At 53.7% G+C, this 20,608-nt stretch carries 28 protein-coding genes and 1 riboswitch; of the genes, 10 read left to right on the plus strand and 18 right to left on the minus strand.

What is annotated here, in order from left to right; translation table 11 throughout:
* Positions 1 to 63: 63 nt before the first annotated feature.
* Both KNP78_RS05725 and KNP78_RS05730 read left to right on the plus strand, forming a co-directional pair.
* On the plus strand, positions 64 to 606 hold the full coding sequence (locus KNP78_RS05725) for a TraR/DksA C4-type zinc finger protein (RefSeq protein ID WP_034779670.1): 543 nt from the start codon (positions 64 to 66) through the stop codon (positions 604 to 606).
* Positions 607 to 745: 139 nt separating this feature from the next.
* Complete coding sequence (locus KNP78_RS05730) at positions 746 to 1,213, plus strand: helix-turn-helix transcriptional regulator (protein ID WP_034779672.1); 468 nt, start codon at positions 746 to 748, stop codon at positions 1,211 to 1,213.
* A 39-nt stretch (positions 1,214 to 1,252) separates the two neighbouring features.
* Here KNP78_RS05730 and KNP78_RS05735 read toward each other — a convergent pair whose 3' ends face one another.
* From KNP78_RS05735 to KNP78_RS05745, 3 genes are all read right to left on the minus strand, one after another.
* Entirely contained in the window at positions 1,253 to 2,245 is a 993-nt protein-coding gene (locus KNP78_RS05735; protein ID WP_034779674.1) for a M23 family metallopeptidase, read from the minus strand.
* 181 nt (positions 2,246 to 2,426) lie between these two features.
* Positions 2,427 to 2,609 carry a hypothetical protein gene (locus KNP78_RS05740; protein ID WP_152567766.1) on the minus strand — a complete coding sequence of 61 codons (183 nt, stop codon included), beginning with the start codon at positions 2,607 to 2,609 and terminating at the stop codon, positions 2,427 to 2,429.
* Positions 2,606 to 3,406, minus strand: coding sequence for a GNAT family N-acetyltransferase (locus tag KNP78_RS05745; protein ID WP_034779678.1), 801 nt, complete (start codon positions 3,404 to 3,406; stop codon positions 2,606 to 2,608). Before KNP78_RS05745 ends, KNP78_RS05740 begins: the two co-directional genes overlap by 4 nt.
* A 70-nt stretch (positions 3,407 to 3,476) precedes the next feature.
* Here KNP78_RS05745 and KNP78_RS05750 point away from each other — a divergent pair, with 70 nt between their 5' ends.
* Positions 3,477 to 3,941 (plus strand): GNAT family N-acetyltransferase, encoded by a 465-nt coding sequence (locus tag KNP78_RS05750; protein WP_034779680.1) that lies wholly within the window; start codon positions 3,477 to 3,479, stop codon positions 3,939 to 3,941.
* Here the strand turns inward: KNP78_RS05750 and KNP78_RS05755 are convergent.
* From KNP78_RS05755 to KNP78_RS05770, 4 genes are all read right to left on the minus strand, one after another.
* Entirely contained in the window at positions 3,922 to 4,509 is a 588-nt protein-coding gene (locus KNP78_RS05755; protein ID WP_214823425.1) for a GNAT family N-acetyltransferase, read from the minus strand. The genes KNP78_RS05750 and KNP78_RS05755 overlap by 20 nt on opposite strands.
* 94 nt (positions 4,510 to 4,603) lie before the next feature.
* Positions 4,604 to 5,206 (minus strand): NUDIX hydrolase, encoded by a 603-nt coding sequence (locus KNP78_RS05760; protein ID WP_214823426.1) that lies wholly within the window; start codon positions 5,204 to 5,206, stop codon positions 4,604 to 4,606.
* Positions 5,206 to 6,219: a S66 family peptidase gene (locus tag KNP78_RS05765; protein WP_251128455.1), complete on the minus strand. Its 1,014-nt coding sequence runs from the start codon at positions 6,217 to 6,219 to the stop codon at positions 5,206 to 5,208. The genes KNP78_RS05760 and KNP78_RS05765 overlap by 1 nt, the downstream gene beginning before the upstream one ends.
* Before the next feature lie 66 nt (positions 6,220 to 6,285).
* A complete protein-coding gene (locus KNP78_RS05770) occupies positions 6,286 to 6,591 on the minus strand; it encodes a hypothetical protein (protein WP_214823428.1) in 306 nt (101 codons plus the stop codon).
* Between the two features lie 147 nt (positions 6,592 to 6,738).
* On the opposite strand from KNP78_RS05770, the gene KNP78_RS05775 reads away from it, so the two are divergent.
* Both KNP78_RS05775 and KNP78_RS05780 read left to right on the plus strand, forming a co-directional pair.
* Positions 6,739 to 7,053, plus strand: coding sequence for a hypothetical protein (locus KNP78_RS05775; protein WP_214823429.1), 315 nt, complete (start codon positions 6,739 to 6,741; stop codon positions 7,051 to 7,053).
* Between the two features lie 85 nt (positions 7,054 to 7,138).
* A complete protein-coding gene (locus KNP78_RS05780; RefSeq protein ID WP_214796485.1) occupies positions 7,139 to 7,924 on the plus strand; it encodes an SDR family oxidoreductase in 786 nt (261 codons plus the stop codon).
* Positions 7,925 to 7,955: 31 nt separating this feature from the next.
* On the opposite strand, the gene KNP78_RS05785 is transcribed toward KNP78_RS05780, so the two are convergent.
* From KNP78_RS05785 to KNP78_RS05830, 10 genes are all read right to left on the minus strand, one after another.
* Positions 7,956 to 8,753 carry a GNAT family N-acetyltransferase gene (locus KNP78_RS05785; RefSeq protein WP_214823430.1) on the minus strand — a complete coding sequence of 266 codons (798 nt, stop codon included), beginning with the start codon at positions 8,751 to 8,753 and terminating at the stop codon, positions 7,956 to 7,958.
* 67 nt (positions 8,754 to 8,820) lie between these two features.
* The gene (locus KNP78_RS05790) at positions 8,821 to 9,888 is read right to left on the minus strand and encodes a saccharopine dehydrogenase family protein (RefSeq protein WP_214823431.1); all 1,068 of its coding nucleotides are present in this window, start codon (positions 9,886 to 9,888) and stop codon (positions 8,821 to 8,823) included.
* 60 nt (positions 9,889 to 9,948) lie between these two features.
* Positions 9,949 to 10,425, minus strand: coding sequence for a hypothetical protein (locus KNP78_RS05795; RefSeq protein WP_214823432.1), 477 nt, complete (start codon positions 10,423 to 10,425; stop codon positions 9,949 to 9,951).
* An 89-nt stretch (positions 10,426 to 10,514) separates the two neighbouring features.
* Positions 10,515 to 11,144, minus strand: a complete 630-nt coding sequence (locus KNP78_RS05800) for an NADPH-dependent FMN reductase (protein WP_034779702.1) — start codon at positions 11,142 to 11,144, stop codon at positions 10,515 to 10,517.
* Positions 11,141 to 12,133 (minus strand): ring-cleaving dioxygenase, encoded by a 993-nt coding sequence (locus tag KNP78_RS05805; protein WP_034779704.1) that lies wholly within the window; start codon positions 12,131 to 12,133, stop codon positions 11,141 to 11,143. Before KNP78_RS05805 ends, KNP78_RS05800 begins: the two co-directional genes overlap by 4 nt.
* 40 nt (positions 12,134 to 12,173) lie before the next feature.
* Positions 12,174 to 12,605, minus strand: a complete 432-nt coding sequence (locus KNP78_RS05810) for a MarR family winged helix-turn-helix transcriptional regulator (RefSeq protein ID WP_034779705.1) — start codon at positions 12,603 to 12,605, stop codon at positions 12,174 to 12,176.
* A 138-nt stretch (positions 12,606 to 12,743) separates the two neighbouring features.
* Positions 12,744 to 13,871, minus strand: a complete 1,128-nt coding sequence (locus tag KNP78_RS05815) for a tetratricopeptide repeat protein (protein ID WP_214823433.1) — start codon at positions 13,869 to 13,871, stop codon at positions 12,744 to 12,746.
* A gap of 48 nt (positions 13,872 to 13,919) precedes the next feature.
* Positions 13,920 to 14,459: a ribonuclease FAU-1 family protein gene (locus KNP78_RS05820; protein ID WP_029594462.1), complete on the minus strand. Its 540-nt coding sequence runs from the start codon at positions 14,457 to 14,459 to the stop codon at positions 13,920 to 13,922.
* Positions 14,460 to 14,523: 64 nt separating this feature from the next.
* A complete protein-coding gene (locus KNP78_RS05825; RefSeq protein WP_034779711.1) occupies positions 14,524 to 15,576 on the minus strand; it encodes a DUF58 domain-containing protein in 1,053 nt (350 codons plus the stop codon).
* Positions 15,577 to 15,578: 2 nt separating this feature from the next.
* The gene (locus KNP78_RS05830) at positions 15,579 to 16,499 is read right to left on the minus strand and encodes an AAA family ATPase (RefSeq protein WP_034779712.1); all 921 of its coding nucleotides are present in this window, start codon (positions 16,497 to 16,499) and stop codon (positions 15,579 to 15,581) included.
* A gap of 98 nt (positions 16,500 to 16,597) precedes the next feature.
* Here KNP78_RS05830 and KNP78_RS05835 point away from each other — a divergent pair, with 98 nt between their 5' ends.
* On the plus strand, positions 16,598 to 17,290 hold the full coding sequence (locus KNP78_RS05835; RefSeq protein ID WP_152567768.1) for a hypothetical protein: 693 nt from the start codon (positions 16,598 to 16,600) through the stop codon (positions 17,288 to 17,290).
* 92 nt (positions 17,291 to 17,382) lie between these two features.
* A complete protein-coding gene (locus KNP78_RS05840) occupies positions 17,383 to 18,129 on the plus strand; it encodes a hypothetical protein (protein WP_034779717.1) in 747 nt (248 codons plus the stop codon).
* A gap of 1 nt (position 18,130) precedes the next feature.
* Here KNP78_RS05840 and KNP78_RS05845 read toward each other — a convergent pair whose 3' ends face one another.
* Positions 18,131 to 19,099 carry an aminoglycoside phosphotransferase family protein gene (locus KNP78_RS05845; protein WP_034780195.1) on the minus strand — a complete coding sequence of 323 codons (969 nt, stop codon included), beginning with the start codon at positions 19,097 to 19,099 and terminating at the stop codon, positions 18,131 to 18,133.
* A gap of 42 nt (positions 19,100 to 19,141) precedes the next feature.
* Here KNP78_RS05845 and KNP78_RS05850 point away from each other — a divergent pair, with 42 nt between their 5' ends.
* The 3 genes from KNP78_RS05850 (at position 19,142) to KNP78_RS05860 (ending at position 20,468) form a co-directional block, all read left to right on the plus strand.
* A complete protein-coding gene (locus KNP78_RS05850) occupies positions 19,142 to 19,462 on the plus strand; it encodes a hypothetical protein (RefSeq protein ID WP_034779718.1) in 321 nt (106 codons plus the stop codon).
* Positions 19,463 to 19,486: 24 nt separating this feature from the next.
* A riboswitch (TPP riboswitch) is annotated at positions 19,487 to 19,585 on the plus strand.
* A 64-nt stretch (positions 19,586 to 19,649) separates the two neighbouring features.
* Entirely contained in the window at positions 19,650 to 20,138 is a 489-nt protein-coding gene (gene thiW / locus KNP78_RS05855) for an energy coupling factor transporter S component ThiW (RefSeq protein WP_034779720.1), read from the plus strand.
* Between the two features lie 63 nt (positions 20,139 to 20,201).
* Positions 20,202 to 20,468: a hypothetical protein gene (locus tag KNP78_RS05860; protein WP_034779722.1), complete on the plus strand. Its 267-nt coding sequence runs from the start codon at positions 20,202 to 20,204 to the stop codon at positions 20,466 to 20,468.
* Positions 20,469 to 20,608 lie beyond the last annotated feature (140 nt).

The following is a 20,608-nucleotide window of genomic DNA, read 5'->3' on the forward strand; positions in this document are numbered from 1 at the left end:
TTTGTCACGACTCAAAATGGGAAATGCTAATACTAATGAAAACAGAACTGGAGAGTGAACCGTATGTTGACACAGAAGCAGATCGATACGTTCAAGGAGCGTCTATTAAAAGAAAAAGCGAAGACCGAAGGATATATGGAAAATCGGGAAGAGGTATACGACGAAGGGGAACTGTCGCACTATGATAATCACCCGGCCGATTCCGGGGAAGAGCTCTTTTTGCGTGAACGCGACCAAGCGCTCACGGAGCTCGATGAAGACTTTTTGAGTGATGTTGACAAGGCACTGCTCGCCATCGAGAAAGGCACGTATGGAAAGTGTGAGGTGTGCGGGGAAGACATCGAGTTGGACCGCCTAGAGGTGATCCCGGAAGCGACACTCTGCATCAAGCATGCGCGTGAACAAGAAGAAGACGAGCATCAGACCGACCGTGAACGCCCGGTCGAAGAAGACGTGCTCAACCCGTCCGAGACAGCCGCCCGCAAACAGCTCGATGGGACGGATGAGCCTGGCCAAAGCACCGACGCGTTCAGTCAAGTCGAGGATTTCGGGAGCTCGGATACGATTGCTGATAGCGAAGGCAATCACGACCCGACGCGAGAATAACGTAGGCCATTGCGTGAGCGGAAGGAGTCCATCTCCTTCCGCTTTTTCATGACCATAAACAGCTGTTTTCCCCATCCTATATCTTCCCTGTTTTCAAGCCACATGATACGATGTGTAAAAATACATCTTAGGAGAATTTATGCATACAAAAGAAACGTTTTCTGAGCTGATTTCCAGCAAACTCAAACTGATTCGGACGGAACAAGGATTATCCCAAGAAGAACTCTGTACGCTCGTCGGTATCTCAAAAAAGACATTGATTCAAATCGAGAAGCGACGCCTGAACGCGAACTGGACGACGACCGTCGCCATCTGCGCCTTGTTCAATCAAAGTCCCTATCTGCACTCATTGATTGGCGACCATCCGATCGAGTTCATCCGCCTCGTCGCGCATACCGATCCAACGTTGGCGACGAAGACGTTGGGCGGACACGTCTGGTGGACGACGATCGAGCATCAAGGGAAATATCGGATTCAACAGAATATGGTCAGTCAACATTACCGGATTCTCGACCACGACGACTTTCGCTGGTTCAGCACGTTCGACCGCGACGAGGCGTTCCAAAAGCTGTTCGAACTGCGAACGACACATGATGAGCAGGCTTGAAGAAATGACACAAAAAATGACGCAACGAATTTCGTTGCGTCAATAAGTGGCTTTAATGGGCGACGCGCCACCGAGTACTTCGGCGACCTCCATCGGGTTGACCGTGTTTCCGGCCGAACTGGATGAGTAGGCATATTCGCCTTTATGCACTTCGAAATGGAGGTGAGGACCTGACGAGTTACCGGTGTTGCCGATTTGGCCGATGCCTTCGCCTTGGAGCAACGCCTGTCCTTTTTTCACTTCGATTTTATGCATGTGCGCGTAGACCGTGGTCCATTTCTGACCATCGATTTCGTGCTCGATGAAGACGTGCTTGCCGTAAGGACCACCTGACTTGACGTCGGTGACCGTTCCGGCCGCGGCCGCGTAAATCGGTGTGCCGACGTTCGCGGCGATATCGAGTCCGTTATGGAACGTGTACCCGAACTGTCCGCTCGCAGCGCCATAGCCTTGTGACAGACGACCGGTCGCCGGCATCATGAACTTCTCAGGCGCTAACGCTGCCGCTTGTCGTTTCAAATCTTTCAACTCGGCGGCCCGATGTTTCAATTGCTTGTAGGCGGCTGAATGGGTCGAGCGGGCCTTCTTGTGCTCTGCGTCCACTTTGGCCTGTTCGTTCTCTAATTTTTCTAACGACCGAGTCGTCGCCGCTTGTTTCTCTTTCAAGTCAGCCTCGGTCTTTTCAGATGCCGCCGCTTCCGCTTTCGCGCTCGGAAGCACAGTCGATAGCACTTGTTTGAACAGGGATGGATCATCCGTCTCGGGATTCAGCGCCGTCTCGTATGACGCGAGTTGCGCGTTGGCACGATCAATCTTCTTTTGTATCGCGTTCTTTTTTGCTTCCACCGCTTCAGCGCGGCGTTTGGCTTTCGCGACCGATTGTTTTGAGGTATGAAGCCGCTGTTCGGTCTGTTCGAGCGATTTCGTCGCCTTGACGAGGTCTTGCGGGGTAAGTTGATCCGCCGATACGGCTGAAGTCCCTGAAAAAATCAGGACGCCTGTACCGACGGTTACGAGTAGTTGTTTCCACATATATTGATAAAAACCTCCAAATAGGATGATTCGCTAGCTATATAAAAAGCTACAAGTGCGAATATAGCATCCATGTTTGAAAAGTTCAATATATGAAGCATTTCATTTGTATGTCGAACATGTCAAAACGGTGAGTCGACCCTCCACAAACTTCACTCAAACTTCATACGTCCTATCGCGGTCACCGTTTTCGTTTCAATACGATTATGACAATACTGAGGGCGGCGCAGACGGTCAAGGCCGGGCCACCGATTAAAAAGAACCGGGTGCTGGCTGATGACAAGTTCGTCGTCAGTCCGAGGATTGTGAACAAATTCCCGACAATCAGCAGCACCATCAGGACGGGCAAGAAACGATGCATCACACGATACCTCCCGGTTTGACCATCTCGAATTGAGCGATGGCGTCCTGCACGAATCCGAGTCGGCGGGCTGCCTCGATCAAGGCCGGACGATCCGAAGTGAGCGTCAGTTTAATCGGACCGGCCGCTGCTGCCGCTCGCAACAACCATTCCGCATCTTCATCCCGACCAAACACATCAAGGAGCAAATCGCCTCGGAAAAGGAGGGCTCCTGTCGTCTCGCCCTCACGGACTCGCACAAGCTCAGCCTGTTGTTGGGTCGTACGAACGTCGACTTGCCAAATCGGTCGGTGGGTCGCAGACGGATAATACGTCTCGAATAGCTCGGTGATCGGTTCCGGTTCGAGCGACGCCTCCGTCTCGGTCGGTACAGATTGGAAGTACATAATTTCTCGAACTGTTTCATAGCCGAGCCGTTCATAAAGCGTGAGTGCTGGTTCGTTCCCTTGGATGACTTCAAGCAGGCGTGTGCCCATCGCTTGTTCATCGAAGCGGCGCATCAACTCGTTCGCGATGCCGAGGTGTCGATAGCCAGGGGCGACCGCCAAGCCACCGCAACGAGTGACCCACCCCGAATCCAGGTGCGCCACGCCGCTCAACATGACGGCAACAGGACGATCGTCCGCATAGGCGACGACGGAACGGGATGGCTGGTTTTGATCGCGGACGAGAAACACCGCCTCAAATCGAGCCTCATCCATGTCAAAATGAATCATATAATCGGAAAAACCATCCATGAAAGCACGGTAAAGATCTGCGAGCGGTGGATTTTGGACATAAGAAATGATTGGTCTCGCCATCGTGCTCAGTTCCTTTCGAGTTAGAGTTCAGTATACTAGAAGAGTCAACTTACACCGAGGAGGAATCCGGATGTCAATCAAACTCGAACCACTCCGTGACGCCCATTGGCCTGTCTTGGAGACATTTTCCCTACCGCTCGACCAAGAGAAATATACGACGCTCCCAACAGATCTCGATTCGCAGTTGCCAGACGGGGTGTACCCTGTCGTCATCACGACCGATGAGCCCGTTGGCTTCTTTCTGCTCCACGACACGGAACGGGTCGCCTCTTACACGGAGGCGCGAGATGCGTTATTGCTCTCGATGTTTTCCATCAATCATCCGGCTCAAGGAAACGGCCACGCCAAAGCGGCGCTCCGTCTCTTGCCGAGTTATGTCCGGGAGCACTTCACCGATAAACACGAGGTCGTCCTGTCAGTCAATCTCAAAAATGAGCCGGCCTTCTCGCTCTATCAAACTGTCGGCTTCGTCGACACCGGCCGCTTGATCGACGGACCGGTCGGACCCCAACGCATCATGTCGCTGCAGGTATAAGTTCGCCGGGTAAGATGCTGTAGACGGCCGTGTCCGTCAAGCGTTTTCCGTCAGCAGACAAGTCCTCGTTTCGGAGCGTGCCTTCCAACTGAAAGCCGAGCCGTTCCGGAATCATTCGACTTCCTTCATTGGTCGACTCGCATTGGATTTCAATCCGCTGGAAGCTGAAGTGGGCGAATCCGAAACGGACGATCGCCTCGACCGCCTCGCTCATATAACCGTGGCCGGTGTGTTCCGTGTGAAGCCAATAGCCGACTGCAGCCTTCCGTACGTCCCAGTCAATTCCAAACAGGCTGACCGTCCCGACGAACGTCCCCGTCTCCCGTAAAAAGATGAGATACCGAAAACTCTCGCCTGTTACATAGAGTCCCTGTGCCCGCTTCAAGTTTTCTTCCGTCTCGGATAACGTCGGCACTTCTTGCGCGAACGGAAGCCAGCGCTTCAGTTCATCATGCGACTCCCGAATCGCCTCGTTGACGATACGGGCATCTTCTCCGGCGCGAGGTGCCCGCAAGTATAACCGTCCGGTCTCAATCTGGAGCGGTGTATCTGTACGTTCAACGTTCATCTCGTCATTCCCCCCTCTTCACTTGCGAAAACACCAAACCAAAAGACTACCTAAACCGAGCACGAGCAATACGTTCAGCAGTTGCCAAATAAAATCAATCATGAGACCCGCCTCGATTGCTTGAAGTCAACTCTTCAAGGCCTGTCAAAACTTGCTCCCAGTAGCTTGTCGGATGGGGCACGAGATCTTGCTTCGTCATGGTCCGCGTCTCCCCTGAGATTGCCGAGATCGACTCAACCTCCGCATGCTTCCCGGCCAAGAGCGACCGGAACGCCGCAAAATCGACCGTGACGACATCGCCCACTTCCGTCTCATCTAATGTAAACGGTTCTCCCGCGTACGCGTAGACATATGTATGGGCGAACTCTCGATCCAAAAATGTCCCTGTCTCGATCACGTCTTCGAAGACGCCGAGCGGAGTCAGTTGATCGAACGTCAGGTCGAGCCCGAGCTCTTCATGAATCTCCCGCACCCCGTCCCGAACGGTCTCTCCGGCCGCCAAATGCCCGGCTGCCGTGATATCGAACAATCCGGGAAAATCTGCCTTCCGATCGCTTCGAAGTTGCAGGAAGAGACGGTCGTGGGCCGTCATCCAACAATGGAACGTTTCATGCCAGTCCCCGTCCCGGTGCACATCGGCGCGTGACTTCAACCCGACTTTCTTCCGCCGGTGGTCTACGACCGTGATGAATTCCATTATCGCGTCACTCCATCCTCTAAAAATGTAATTGTCCCTGACGTCGCATCGAGTTCGACATCGATGCCGATGGGGAACACGTGTGACGGAAACGTATGCCCGATATCGACGTTCGTCAAAATTGGGAAGTCGACGTCTCCGAGCACTTCGAGCAACAGCTCCTCAAACGTGAACGGTGCGCCGGCCGCATCGAAATGTTCATGTTTCCCGATGATGAGTCCATTGATTTGATTGAACACTCCGCCCAGTTTGAGCATACTGAGGGAACGTTCCTCGTCTGCCATCGTCTTGAACGAGTCTTCTAAAAACAGGATGACCCCGTCCATGTCTGGAAAATAGTCCGACTTCAAGAAGCCGGTCATCGTGTTCATGTTCCCACCAATCAACTTGCCACGAACCTGACCTTCTCGGAGAGTGAGCCAGCCATCATTCGGGCGGAAATTTTTCTCCCGGTCCTGCGTCGACCAATCAATCATCTCCTCGGTCCACTCTCGGGGAACGTCGAGTGTATAAGGCGCCGCCCGCTCCAAACAGAGTACCTCTCGCACGTAGCGCTCCCCGTCCGCAAACATCGTCTCGTATTCCCCGAACGACGGGACGATGGCTGGACCGTAGAACGTCGTCACGCCCGTCTCCGTATAGCAGGCGAGGAGGAGTGCTGTGACATCGCTATACCCCATGATAATTTTCGGATGTTGTCGCAACGCCTCGTAATCGATATACGGTAGGAGTGAGTTCGAGTTCGTTCCCCCAATCGTGCTGATGATCGCTTTCACGTCATCATCACGCAGCAGTTCATTGAACTCCTCGGCCCGTTCTCGGATCGAGGCCGAGCGGTATCCTTCTGAACGGTGCGTGCACCGTCCTTCTCGAACGAGAAATCCCATCCGCTTTAGCTGTTCAATTCCTCGCGCATACCGTTCCGGAAAACGGACCGGTGCCGGAAACGAGGGCGTGATGATTCCAATTATGTCCCCCGCCCGTAACGCCAGCGGTTGTTTACTTGTCCCCAACATCATCGCTCCCTCACGTTCGTTTCATTCACTGTACGGGTTCCAAGAGTCGGCTGACAACCTATCCTAAAACAAATCAGGGTCTTCCGAGAGTGTCCGTACCTTTCGAATTTTCTGCGGGCGACCAATCCAACCGAGCACAAGAAAGAAGAATCCGCCCGCCACGATACAAAATAATCCGACCAATCCCGCGATGATGCCATTGAATCCAAACCGTTCTCCGCTCAAGACAAGGAGGAAGGGCGAGCAGGTAAACGCGACACCTAACATCATCAGTCCGCCCCATATGCGTCGCCGCGGAAAACCGATTGTCCACCATCCGAACGCCACCAATCCTGAAATGATCAAACTAACCAGCCCGACTAGAATCATCGTCAGCACCTCCACTCATCAAATTGTCTTGTTTTATTCCGCATCACCGATTCAAATTCCTGTCAAAAGAACCCTATAGGATTCCTGTAATCCGGGTAAATAACTAATGGAAACCATCGTACCGGAATACCGCAGAGGAGGAACATCATGAGGACACGACTCATCTTTGCCCTCGCGTTTATCGGTCTTTGTTTAGTGGCAGTGTATTGGATTAGCACATGGGACGACCATCAAATCGAGGGACGGATTGAGCAAATCGATATCCCGCAATTGATGATTGGTCCGAGTGACGTCTCAGGCAGTGAGGTGAAGTTGCAGACGATTTTAATCAATGATCAGACCCAAGTAACCGGGAGTGCGGACGACGTGCAAGAACTCCGAGTTGGTCAAGTTGTCACGGTGGAGCTCGACCGGGACGCAAAACTCAAGATTGCCGTGTCAATCCATGTAACACCGGATTAAGCGACACGGCTTTTTTTCAGAAAACGAGCATAGTTTTCATAGAACGGTGGAATATGAGAACAGGAAGCTGAAAGGAGCGAATTGAATGATTTCAAATACATTGTTATCGGGGAAAGTCGCGTTCATCACAGGCGCGGCATCCGGAATCGGACGCGCCGCCGTCATCCGGTTCGTCCAGGCGGGGGCGAAAGTCGCCATCATCGACTTAAAATTGGAAGATGCCCAGCAACTCGCGAGTCTGATTGGAGAAGAACGGGCCATCGGCATCAGTGCCGACGTCGGGAACGAAAACGAGATGAAACGGGCGTACGAACAAACAGTCGAACGTTTCGGCCGTGTCGACATTGTCTTCGCGAACGCGGGTCGTAATGGGACGATCACGCCGATCGAGCATTTGGCGCTCGAGGATTGGAACGGTGTCGTCGAGACGAACTTGACGGGCACGTTCTTGACGGTGAAACATGCCATCCCTTACTTAAAGGAACGAGGCGGCAGCATCATCATCACGTCATCCATCAACGGGAACCGTTATTTCAAAAACTTCGGTTTCAGCGGCTATGCGACGACAAAAGCCGGACAGACCGGATTCGCCAAAATGGCTGCAGCCGAGCTCGCCCAGTTCGGCATTCGCGTCAACTCGATTTGTCCCGGGGCCATCGATACGAACATCGATGACTCGACGAACCGAGACGACGCCTTGCTCGAGGAAGTCGTCATCCCGATTGAATACCCGGAAGGGAATCAGCCACTCGCCGGCAAGTCAGGCACGGCCAAACAAGTCGCGGACGTCGTGTTGTTCTTCGCGAGCAACATGTCGAGCCACGTCACCGGTTCCGAGGTGTACGTCGACGGCGCCGAATCTTTGCTTTAACGACAACAGGTCGCCCCGCGGGGCGACCTGTTTATTTGAGGATCGGGCTTTTCATGACCGCTTTCTGATAGAACGGGATAAAACCTAAACGCTCCATATTGCGGCCCGAGGCCGTATCGACTTTCGTTGTGACGGTCACGTACTGACAACCCGCTGCTTTCGCGGCGGCGATCCGCTCCAAGATGAGCTGTGTCTGGTAACCTTTGTTTCGGTAAGCTGGGATTGTGCTCGTCAAAAACAGTTCCCCCATCCCGTCCTGGATAGCAAGAATACCGCCGGCGACGGCCGTCTCGCCTTCGCGGACGAGAAACGCCTGGTTTTCCGGTAACGCGTAGAAGCCTTTTGCGGTATCGATCGTCTCTTGCATGACCGTCCCAGTCTCGGCAAAGCCAGCCGCGATGGCCCGGGCCCATTCGTTCACGTTATCGGCGTGCACCCGTTCGACCGCGTCCGGTTCATCTGATGGGAACACGAACGCATTCACGTCGAGCAACCAGACGTCGAGGAAGTGGTCGAGCGTATAGTTTCGTTCTTGCAGCAACCGAAGGAGCGACATGTCCGCGAGTGGACAGACCTCGATATGTAGGCGGGACACGTTCTTCCCGCGCACCCACTTCTCCATCTGGTGCAAATCGTAAAAACTGGTCGGTCGATTCAACCCGAAGCCGACCGCGAAACTCGTATTGCCCATCCGGAAGACGTGGCCCTTGTTTTCAACAATCAATTCCGAACCTTCATAGGGAGGGGTCTGTTTACGATGCCGAATATAGGCAGACGTCCCTTCCGCTTTGATGCGTTCGATCCGCCTGGCTAGTTCTAAGCGTCTCATCTCATTCCCTCCCTACTAATCTCCCCTGAGTTTACCACACTTCGATTGCGAACAGATTGTGATTCCGTTACAGCCGGACCTCATCGACGACAAATGACGACGATCCTTCGATTTCTTCGATGAAGTGCGATCCGAACAGCATCGCCGGTGTAAAGCTACCTGGAATGACGCGGCCCGATCCGACAAGACGCTTCACGACCTCAAGTGCGCCGTACACGGTGAAGGCATACGTGCTCGCCGTCTTGATGCGAACGATCACTTTGCGACCCGAAGTGTCCGTCGCCTCGCCCCAGACATACGTCGATGATTGCTCCCGCTCCGACTCATCCGGTCCGCTCACGTGCTCATCGACATAACGGAGCAGCTTCCCTTGCACCGCGTCGCTGCCGAGAATCGGACCGAACCAAGATAAGAGACGCGCCCCGTAAGCGTAAGCCGTCGGGACCGGGACCCACGTCGTGATGTTCGGGATGCCCGTCGTATAATAGGCGGTCGAGACATCCCCCCATGGAATCGCAAGTGCCATTTTCTTGCCGCGTCCGAAATCGATGTGACGGCGTTTCGCCCCGAGCGGGAATGGTGTCAGTTCGCCATCTTTCCGTTCGGCACTGCTCGACCCTAGCCCACGGATCGCTGTTTTCAGCGTCCCGCGTGAGATACCGGCGGCCGCCGAGAAGCCAAGGGCTAGATTCGTCGCATCCGGCATCAGCTCTTTCAACTTGCGGGCCACACAGTCGGTCGGGATGACGTCAAAGCCGACACCCGAACAAAGCAACACGCCGGCCTCTTGCGCAAGCTTGGCCCGTTTCTTCGAGTGGATGTATTCGAACACTTCAATTTCCCCGGTAATATCCAAGTAATGCGTCTTCGTGGCGAGGCATGCCTCGACCATCGGCCGACTCGTATCGGCGAACGGTCCGGCACAGTGTAACACGAGGTCGATGTCTTCCAATTGGCGTGTCGCCTTATCGAACGACAAGTTAAAGACGCGCGTCTCACACGCGAGCTCTTTCCCGAGCTTGGCAATCGCGTCCGCACGCCGACCCGCGAGCACCGGTGTCATCCCTTCTTTTACTGCTTGCCGGGCAATCAACTCACCAGTATATCCGTTCGCCCCATAAATCATCCATTTCATCACGATTCCTCCTTCAACTCTACAAACATGTCTTTTCTTTGTTCCCTATCCTGCCAACTTTCACCCGTGTAACCGATGCATCACGTCTTGCATCACACTAATCAAATAAACGATGCCAACAGCCATCACTATGGCACCGACGGGTAGGACGAGACTCGACCATATCTGCCTTGTTCCGAACCGACAGCCCTTATATGTCAAGTAGCGATCAATCGTCCAATATAATAGCGCCGCCCCTAAACTGAGCCAGAGCAAGACGAGCCCGAACCCGATATGTAACCCAAACGAGACGAGCGGCCCGAACCGCTTCGACATCCGGCGTGTCACCCAATCGCTGAACACCGACGTCAACACGCCGTACGTGACGATGACCGGAAAACTGACTGCCAGATAGGCGGCCATCAACATCAATAGCCCATTCACCGTATCGCTCACCCCACCGCTGTCCGGATATTGCGGGATGACGACCCAACACGCCAACAAGAGTGCATAAATCGGGGCCGTGAGCGACGCCGCGACAATTTTCCGAGCCCACACGCTCATTCCCCCTTCTTCTACTCCAACTTTACACGACCCTTAAAAAAAGCGCACAAAAAAACCAGCCTGTTTAAAGGCTGGCCAAATACTTAGTTGTTCGCAGCTTCTGCCGCTTTCGTGCGGACCGTCTGCATCGCTTCTGTCCATGGGACGAGCTGGTCGAGCATGTCGTTGACCGATTGGACTTGTACGTCTTTCGGTGCGAAATGTGTGCCGTTCTCGAAATCTGTAAAGAGCGAGAGCGCTGGGTGGACACGGACGTGGGCGATCAAGAGCTCGCTCAACACGCCGCGTAAGTGTTCCGTCGCACGCGCACCGCCGACCGAACCGTATGAGACGATGCCGGCTGCTTTGTTATGCCATTCGTTGCGTAAGTAGTCGAGGGCGTTTTTGAGCGCACCTGTGATCGAGTGGTTGTATTCTTGGACGATGAAGACGAAGCCGTCCATCTCCGCGATTTTCTCAGACCATGCGCCGGCACCTGTTGCGTCGCCGCCTGGCTCGCCGAGAAGCGGGAGGCTATAGTCTGCGATATCGATGATTTCATAGTTGGCGTCACCGCGTTTGTCCGCGAGTTCTTTCACCCATTCTCCGACTTGCGGGCTGACACGTCCTTCACGAGTCGATCCGAGTACGATTCCAATTTTCAACATGTTAGTTCCTCCTTGTGAGTTGGTTGGTTCCTCTTGTTTACCGAACAAACGATTTAAAAAGCTCATTTCATGCCCTCATATTCTTTCTCAAACGTTTTTGTGCTTCTGACCGTATCAATCGGTCGAACCATCGCTTCAATCTGTTCCCGCTTCGGTTCTAAGAACGGCGGGAGTGACAATTTTTCACCGACCGTCTCATACGGTTCATCGCCCATGAATCCTGGTCCGTCCGTTGCCCATTCGAACAGGATTTGCGGCGCGACTCGTGCATAAGACGATTCGAAGAAGAAGCGGTCGACATAGCCTGACGTCGGTAACCCGAACTGTTGCAAGCGTGCCGTCCATTCATCGAGGACACTGCGGTCATCGACACGGAAAGCGACGTGATGCACGGTTCCGAACCCTTGGCGCGCGACTGGTGACGTTTCGTCATGAATGACGACGACTTGCGCTCCGTTTCCACCCTCACCTCCTTCAAAGAGATGCGCGTCACCTTCTTGCCCGATTTCTTCGAACAACATGACTTGCTCCATCACTTGTTTGAAATACGTAAAGTCCGCGATACGGATGAAGATTGGACCGAGGCCCGTGATGGCGTACTCGAGCGGGACCGGGCCGTTTTGCCACGGTTCGCCTGACGCGACGCCGACGTTGAACTCATCCGAGATGAGCTGGTACGCCTGTTCGTCAAAGTCGACGAACGCGAGCGTTTTCTTGCCGAACTGCTCGGTGATGCCTTCATGCTTCACGCCGAGGCGATTGAAGCGACGTTCCCAATACGTGAGCGCCTCGTCGGTCGGGACGCGGAACGACGTCTTGGCGATCTCGTTCGTCCCGTGCACGCCTTTTGGGATGCCCGGGAAATCAAAGAACGTCATGTCTGTTCCAGCGCTGCCTTTGTCATCGGCGAAAAATAAGTGGTACGTCTGAATGTCGTCTTGGTTGACCGTCTTTTTGACGAGACGCATCCCAAGGACGTTCGTGAAGAAGTCATAGTTCTTCTCGGCGCTGCTCGTAATCGCCGTCACGTGGTGAATACCTTTTACATGGTTCATTAAAATCGCTCCTTCAAAATCTTGATTTCGAGATAATTAATTAAAAAATTTTTGACGCTTCGGCGCGTTTGCCGATCGTCTTCAATTGAGTGATCGTTTCATTTAGTTCGAGTCCATCGAACAACTCGTCCATTCGTTTTTCGTGGGCTGGAAAGATGCATGACATGAGTGTCTGTCCTTCCTCAGTCAGTGCCGCATACGTGACGCGACGGTCGCTCGGACACGCTTTGCGAATCAAGTAACCTTTCGCTTCGAGCCGGTCGACGATATACGTCATGCTCCCGCTCGTCAGTAATACTTTTTTGCCGATCATTTGAATCGGTTGGTCGCCTTTATGGTACAGCAATTCCAGGACCGAGAACTCGGTCGGATTCAGCCCGTACTCGGCGACTTCATGCTTGACCACGTCTTGAATCGATTGCGAGGCCCGAAGCAACACCGTGATGGCTTTTAATGTGTTGGATTGTTTCATCTGTTCCCCTCCTCTGCTGAGAGAAAACAATACTTTAAATTTCATTATCTTTAATTCGAGATAAATATAACACGCTAAATTTGATGGGTCAATCAATTTGTCTCAAAAAAAAAAGACGAGTTGCCTCGTCTTGTCGTTTCAGTCATACGTCTCGTCCAAGTTACGCGCATAAAACGCGATGGCGCGACGATACCGTTTAATGCTGTCATCCGGCTCCGGGCTTGCGAGCAGTTCGAGCAACGTACCGGTCGCCTCACTGTGGCGTCCGAGATTATAATGGGTCATCGCCTGGAACACTTTGAGCGCCCCGATGTCAGGGAATTGTTCGACCGCCTTGGCGAACAACGCCTCAGCGTCCTCATAGCGACCGAGCGCCCGATACGTGCTGCCGAGTCCGATATACGTCTCACGGAGCTCTTCGCCGGCGAGGCCGAGCCGGATTGCCCGTTCATAATGCGGGACGGCTTGCCGTTCTTCTCCGAGCGAATCATAACACCAGGCGCAATGGGCATGGAGGCGCGGATTCTTCTCGTCTTGTCGGAGCAACATGAGTAGCAACTGCTTTGCCCGTTCGAGCTCTCCGTTCTCGCGGAGACGAATCGCTTCGTCGAGCCCTTTCTCCTCTGGGGTTTGAACTTCCAAGTCACTCAAGTCATCAAGCCACGCTTGCAACAATTCGTAATAGCGACCGACATGGACGCCATCGACGAGGGCATGGTGGGCTTGGACCGAGAGCGGCATCGTCATCCGGTCACCGGTCTCCGTGAATTTGCCCCAGGCGATGCGCGGCACCGTATCATGCTGTTGGTCGTGTGTCGGGTGGCTGATGCTCGTGAACGTGACCCAAGGCACGCTCGTGATGTAAAGCAGACTGTCCGGCTCATCGTCGCCGACAACGACTTCCCGTTTCGCTCCGCTCATCCGGGCCGTCACTTCTTCCATGAAGTCCAGAAACGCGTCTTTATACGTTGCCGTGCAAAAATTGAAGACGTCATCATCCATCATGACAGTAAAGGACGGATGCACGACGTCATGCTCGATGACCTCGTCGCCGCGGATGCGGTAGCGAAGCTCCGGGATGGCATTCGCCGTCTTGACGGCACCATACAAGAACAGTTTAAAGAACGACTGGCCGGTCCGTTTGGCGTGCGTATGTAACTTCGTCACATCAACGCTCGCCGTCACGTTGAAATGCGGAGCGTCAAACGCCTTGAAGAATTCGTAGTGCTTCTTGCGCGACCACGTCTCGATATTGATAATTTTCATATTCGTCCCCCTGTTTTTTCTTTCACTGTACCAAAGGGAACAGGCCGTTCAAAGTTTTTGCTTCAATTCGGTATAATGCTCGTTCGCCAAGTCGAAATAGACGAAGTCCCGACGTTCAATCCGGTCGAGCGTCGCATGGAAGTCACGCCAGCCCTGCTCGACGAGCTCCGGCGTCAGTTCTCCGGCCTCCGTCGCTTCCTCGAACTCGTCCTCGTCTTTGCGGACAACGTCCCCGTTCGGGAAGATGAGGATGTCGAGCAACAAGTCGTCCATATACGGGATTCCGTCCTCGTATCCGATCGCTTCGACGATATCGATGTACCATTGAACGATGTGCCCTTCATCATTAAACATGACGGTCACACCGAACGGCTCGTCGTCCGGGAAATATTGGAGCCAGCTGTAACCGGCATCGGCGACGATGAACTCTTCTCCCTTGTGCATCTTATATTGCGGTGCGCGGACCGCATCGATTTGAAACAAGGCGACGGTCCCGGAGAAACGGTCATCATGTACCTCCATTTGCGCGTAGCGATGTTGCAAAATCCGTTCCCAGTCTCGACGATTGGCAAATTTCCGTTTTGGCATATGTCTCTCTCCTTTTGACCCAATTCATACGTAAAGAGTTCGCCAAAATCCGACATTTCCCTGTTCAATCGTACAGATTGTGTTGATTGAACGAGACGAGGTGGCTTTGCTTCAACCGTTTCCGTTCGACCATCCGCGTAAAGGCGTCAGTCGAAATGAAGCGATTGCCCGGGTGAATGGTCGCCAACTGCAACAAGATGAATCGTATGCCGCGCTCGCCTTCTTGAAGCCGGATATGAACCATCGTCCCATCTTCTTCAAAACGATTCAAGAATAACTCAATCTTGCAGTCCTCTTTCAACAAACGTGACGTGACGAAAGCGACTTGGCTGATCAGCGATTCGAAATCATGATGGAGCGTGTAACCGGATGGTCCGTTCAAATCCACGGCGAACGTGAACGTATCGAGCGTCGTCTGTTGAAACACTTTCGACTGCAATCGTCCGAGTTTTGCCGTCGCATACCAGTCGATCTCCTTGACCGGTTCCCCTTCATACGGTTTCGATCCAATCAGCTGCAACGGATTTCGAAGCGGTGACGCCAAGAGTGGTCGTTCCCCGAGCGCTAGCCGCTTCGTCCCGACCGGTGGGTGCAAGAGGAGTGACGGGAGGACGGTCCATTGCGTATCAACCGGCCGCTCATACAAATACGTCCCTAGTCGAAACGGGAGCGTGACGGCGATGACGCATTCCTCAAACGTAGCTGGACCGCGATACCCGGCGCGCACAATCAATTCATGTCGGGCCTGACCGACATCGACCTCATAGTCGAGCACGCTCGGGATCCGGTCATGCGCCGGAAAGCTGATTCCCGAGCTCGCCTTCAAACGAATGCGAAGTGGCAGGCCGATCCGGTCCAACTCGCCCACCCCATCGACAACCAATACGAGCCGACTCTCGTCCCCGACAAACAGCAGTTCTTCGTATTGCGTGAACTGGAGATCGATGTGCCGCTCGAGTTGTTGCCGCGTCCGCTCGAGCATCCAAATCGCACTCGCGACAATGAAACATAGATAGCCGAATCCGTAGACGTACGGGAAAAACACGAGCATGACTCCGCTCACGATATATACGGGCAGGAGCCGTCGCTGTAACCATGCGTGTGTGGAGAGTGTCATCGTCAGCCCTCGACCGGTACGGGGACGGTGTCTAAAATGTGCGCGACGACGTTCGCTTTCGTCGACTTGATGCCGCCTTCAAGTGTTAACGTGATGCGATGGGCGAGCACATACGGCGCCACGGCTTTGACGTCTTCTGGGATGACATACAGCCGGCCGGCCAAATAGGCATAGCTTTGACAAGCACGGAGCAATGCGATCGCGCCGCGTGGACTGACCCCGACCTCGACGGACGCATGGCCCCGGGTCGCATGGACGAGACCGAGCATGTAATCGAGGACATCGTCTTGAATCGCGACTTGTCTCGTCTCAGCCTGCGCTTCTTGCAGCGAGGCGAGTGACGTCACGGCCTCGATTTGTTTGCGGGTCTCGGTCAACACTTGCAACAACAGTTCTCGCTCTTCGGCGGCTTCCGGATAGCCGACCGGAATCGAGATGAGGAACCGGTCGAGTTGCGCGTCTGGGAGCGGGAACGTCCCGGCCGATTCAATCGGGTTCTGCGTCGCGATGACAAAGAACGGTTTCGGCATCGGATACGTCTTCCCGCCGATTGACACTTGTCGTTCCTCCATCGCTTCGAGCAGCGCCGACTGGGTGCGTGGGACGGCTCGATTGATTTCATCAATCAGGACGATGTTTGCGAAAATCGGACCTTGGCGATGGTCAAAGCCTTGCGTCTGCATATTGAAGTAGTCGGTCCCGATGACGTCGGACGGGAGCAAATCGGCCGTAAATTGGATGCGCGAGAATGACCCATCAAAACTGCCGGAGATCGCTTTGGCGAGCAACGTCTTCCCCGTGCCCGGAACGTCCTCAAGCAAGATATGTCCTTCGGCGAGAAGTGCCGTGCAGCAGAGACGAACGACTTCTTCTTTCCCTAAATACACTTCATTCAATTGTTTGATGACCGCTTCGATTCCCATTTCGTTCTCCTCCGTTGGTAGATGTCTTATTCGAAGTTTACCTGTTTATGGTAATATAGACAATAAATAGTCTGAACATTCCGATAAGGAGGGAAAAGATGAAGTGGTCCTCTCGATTTATAGGGTTCCTTGTTGTGACAGCTTGTCTCGTTGTGACGTTCGTCTTTGTCAGTAAGGAGACGTTCAGTTGGTTTCAAACGCTCGAGCATCCAGTTGACGATCCTCTAATAGAAGAGCGTGAACAAGAAGAAGGGGAACCGGACGAGGATGGAATCGATTTAACGACAGTTGGTGAAAGCGAAAAAGGTGGAGCCTTACGTGAAAAGAAAAAAATGTTTGAGTTTCCATTCGGTTTGGGTGGAGGCGATGCACCCGGAGGACTCGGAACACTGTTCGCCATCCTCGCTGCTGCCGGATTGATTGTTTACAGTGTCCGGAAATGGTTGCGTCGTCGACGGCTGGAAGGACTCACGTTCCTTTTTACGGATGACACTTCTACTCAACCATCACACGAAGCGGACGCAACGATCGCTGCACAAACGTTCCCGATGCTCACGAACATCGAACTGAGGGATTGGCTCATCACGTTCAACGCGTCGCTCGCCCCTGAGTTAAAACTTCGGACGAATGAGACGGTCGTCGACTGGTTCGAACGCATCGAGCTGACAGATATCGACGCCTCGCTCTATCATCTGATTCGCTATGGTCCCGCATCCGATCATGACATCCCGTTCGAGCAGCAACAACGATTTCACGAGGCACTCGACCGTTACTTGAAGCGGCAACCCTGAGCGAGAAAGTACCCGGGTTCTCAATGACTGGCAAACATGCTACGCTCATTGATAACAGGAAAAAAATGTAACTTTCTTAGGAGGTTTGATTGATGAAACGCCTAGGCCTACTCGGATTCAGTGTGTTTTTGCTGACCGGGTGCACCGATTCCGTTGAGCAACCCATTGTCCCGGCCGATACAAATGAACCGTCGTCCGAAGACATCACCGCTTGGACGCGAGAAGATTTTAAAGACGTCTTCGACCAATATGAAAAAGTCCCGCCGCTCTTGAAGGCACTCGAGAACGATGGACTCACCCCGTTCCGCGAGACGTTCGAGCACGTCGTCATCGCCGGCGACGGCATCCAGCATACATACGCCGATATTCATCCATTCAAACTCGATGACGGCACGTACGCCACCGTCTATGAGAGCGAGAACGGAGACATCGCCAACGGTCCCGAGTCGGTCGCGCCGCTGTTTTGGCAAGAAGCATCGTTCCTTCAATTCGTCGAAGAAATCGAGAAACGAAAATATGGGACGAGTGCCCCACCGACGGACGTCGTTTTGACCGAAGATGAATTCCAGACGCTCTATAATCGCCATGCCTACACATCCGCGCTCATCGTCGAGCTCGACGAATGGGGCGTACAACTGGCGCGCGATCCGCTCGAGAACGTCATCATCGCGGGAAACGGGGTCAAGGAAGTGAAGGCCGACTTGATCGTCTTTGAAGTCGAAGGCGGCTACGCCATCGTCTACGACCGAGACGGTGAGATCTTCAAAGGGCCGGAGTCGATTGCTCCGCTGTTTTGGAGCGAGACGGATTATGAAAACTTACTTGAGAAGTATGAATGACTTATGGGAAGCGTCGTTTCAAGTCCCGGTACTCGAGTAGCAAATCGAGCCATTGCGCCGGCTTATCGCTCGACTCAGCTACATCGTACCGGTATCTCGTCACATATACATGCCACGACAGGGCACGATAGACGCAACCGAGCTCCTCGGCGATCAATAGATGACGCCAAAGTACGTCCTTGGGTGCGACGCCGCTCCATGCTTCCAAATAAACCGTACGCATCGTTTGAATCTGTTCATACCAGGCGACCTCGTCTTCTTCCGGCAATAAGTCGTACAGCGCGTTCCAAAACACGCGCACGCTGAAAAATGGATGCGTGACGGTCGCGTCGCCCCAGTCGAGGATACACAAATCATTCGTCCGTTCCCGCCAGAAGATGTTGCCGCCGTGCAAATCACCGTGCTCGAGACTCATCGGCATCCCGGTCGCCAGCTCATCGCACATGGCGATCAATTCATCTTGAAGCGCGAGCATGGCCTCGGCTTTGTATCGCTCGAGCCCGGCGCAGAGCTCAGGTAAATACGTGCGGATTTCGTCCTTCAACTTGGCCGGTCGGCGGTCCGGGATGCCGTAAGACAAGCAGGTCTCGATCTGGTCGATCTCCTGTCGTTGCAGCTGTGCGTATTGACGCAACGCCGCTTCGTATCGACTCACGTCCGGCCGTTCACGTAGCGCCTCTCCGCCGATGCCTCGCATGAGCAACCAGTTCCGGGCTGAATCGATGGTGATGACGTCAGGCACGAAATTAGGATGCCGCTCGGCAAGAAACGCCGACAGATTGGCTTCGCCGCGGCTGATGTCGGTCACCGCTTTGGCGTAGTAACGTTCCTCATTGAGCGCGCCAACAAGCAAGTACGTCAAATCGGTATCTTTGATCACGTGCCACCTCGCATTCGGCACGTTTGCCTCAATCCATCGTTCGAACCGTTCACGAAACGATCGGTCACGCCATGGAATTGCCTGTCTCATCTTTTTCACCCTTTCTTTCATCATCTCCTAGGAGGAAACGATATGGACGTTGTATATTACTCATACCCGGTCGATGCCATCTTGTATATGTACTTAGGGGCGACGGCCGTCGTCAGTCTCATCATCGGGCTGCTCGTTTGGCGTCTGTTCAAGCGCCGAGCTGTCGGCTTTTGGACAACGCTCGTTCTCAGCTTTGTCGGGCTGTCGCTCTCGCTCGTCTGGTTTCAAAACGCGTCCGTCGCCGTGTTCATGGGGACACTCCCGTGGCTGATCAATCTCGTCTTCTCCCTTTTGTTGTATGGCCTGTTCGTCGGCATCACCTATGTCACGTTCCGACCACGAAAGCTCGACCGCGTCAAATGACGGTATACTATACTCATGTTAATAAACGACCACTAGGGGAGCCTTCGGGCTGAGACGGCATGCGCCGGACCCTTCGAACCTGATCTGGCTCATACCAGCGTAGGGAAGTGGTGTGGGATTCGTCTGTCTTTCCACGCCACTTTTCCACTTGGAGAAGTGGCGTTTTCATTTTGAAAGGAGACTATCTATGCGTATTCAACAACTCACTTGGATGGCGATGCTCATCGCCATCGCCGTCATCGGTTCCCTGTTCATCTCGATTCCGACCGGTGTCGCCCGTGCCTATCCGATTCAACATATGGTGAACGTCATCGCCGCCGTCACCGTCGGGCCGATCGGGGCCGTTCTCGTTGCGTTCGTGACCGGAATCGTCCGTGTCATGACCGGTACCGGGTCGCTCTTGGCCTTTCCCGGAGGTATGATTGGGGCGCTTTTGGCCGGGGTCTTCTATATGAAGACGAACCGCGTCGCCTTCGCCGCATTTGGTGAAGTCATCGGGACCGGCCTCATCGCTTCGCTCGTCGCCGTCCCGTACGCCAAGGTGTTGATGGGGAGCGAGTTCGGGGCGCTGTTCTTCTTCCCAGCCTTCCTTGCCTCGAGTGTGACTGGGGCCGTGCTCGGCTGGATTGTTTTGGCTCGGGTCAAGCAATTGCGACCACTCACGGCGAAGCGATAAATACTTCCCTCCCACCGATAGTAAATGGTAAAATCAGGATATCAGATATTAGAAGGTCATGTCTTGAATCGATTGACGCTATTACTGGCTGCCACCGCTTGCCTGTTCATATCCGGTCTCTTGTACACGCTTGAACGCATCGCCACGTTCACCCGCTGGAATGCTCAGATTGCGACGGGCACGTTCTCCAGCGAGCCGATGTTCGTCGATGTGCTGCTCCAAAATGTGTTCATCTCGATTTTCGGAGTGGCTGCCATCGTCCTCTTTTTCAAAGCGGGCGACGCTGTTCAAGGCTCAACGACGACGAAAACAGGGACGGCCGACTTATGACGGCTGTCCCTGTTTGACGTGATGCGATGGTTTTACAACTCTAGTGAAGAAGTGTATTTTGCAATACAAATGTGCACAATAATGCAACGAAAAGTACAGAACTTTGCCAGCTGGGTTTTAGTGTTTCGACAACGCATGCG

Origin of the sequence: Exiguobacterium sp. s28, from assembly GCF_018618135.1 — a bacterium.
In the GTDB taxonomy this organism is placed as follows: domain Bacteria; phylum Bacillota; class Bacilli; order Exiguobacteriales; family Exiguobacteriaceae; genus Exiguobacterium; species Exiguobacterium mexicanum_A.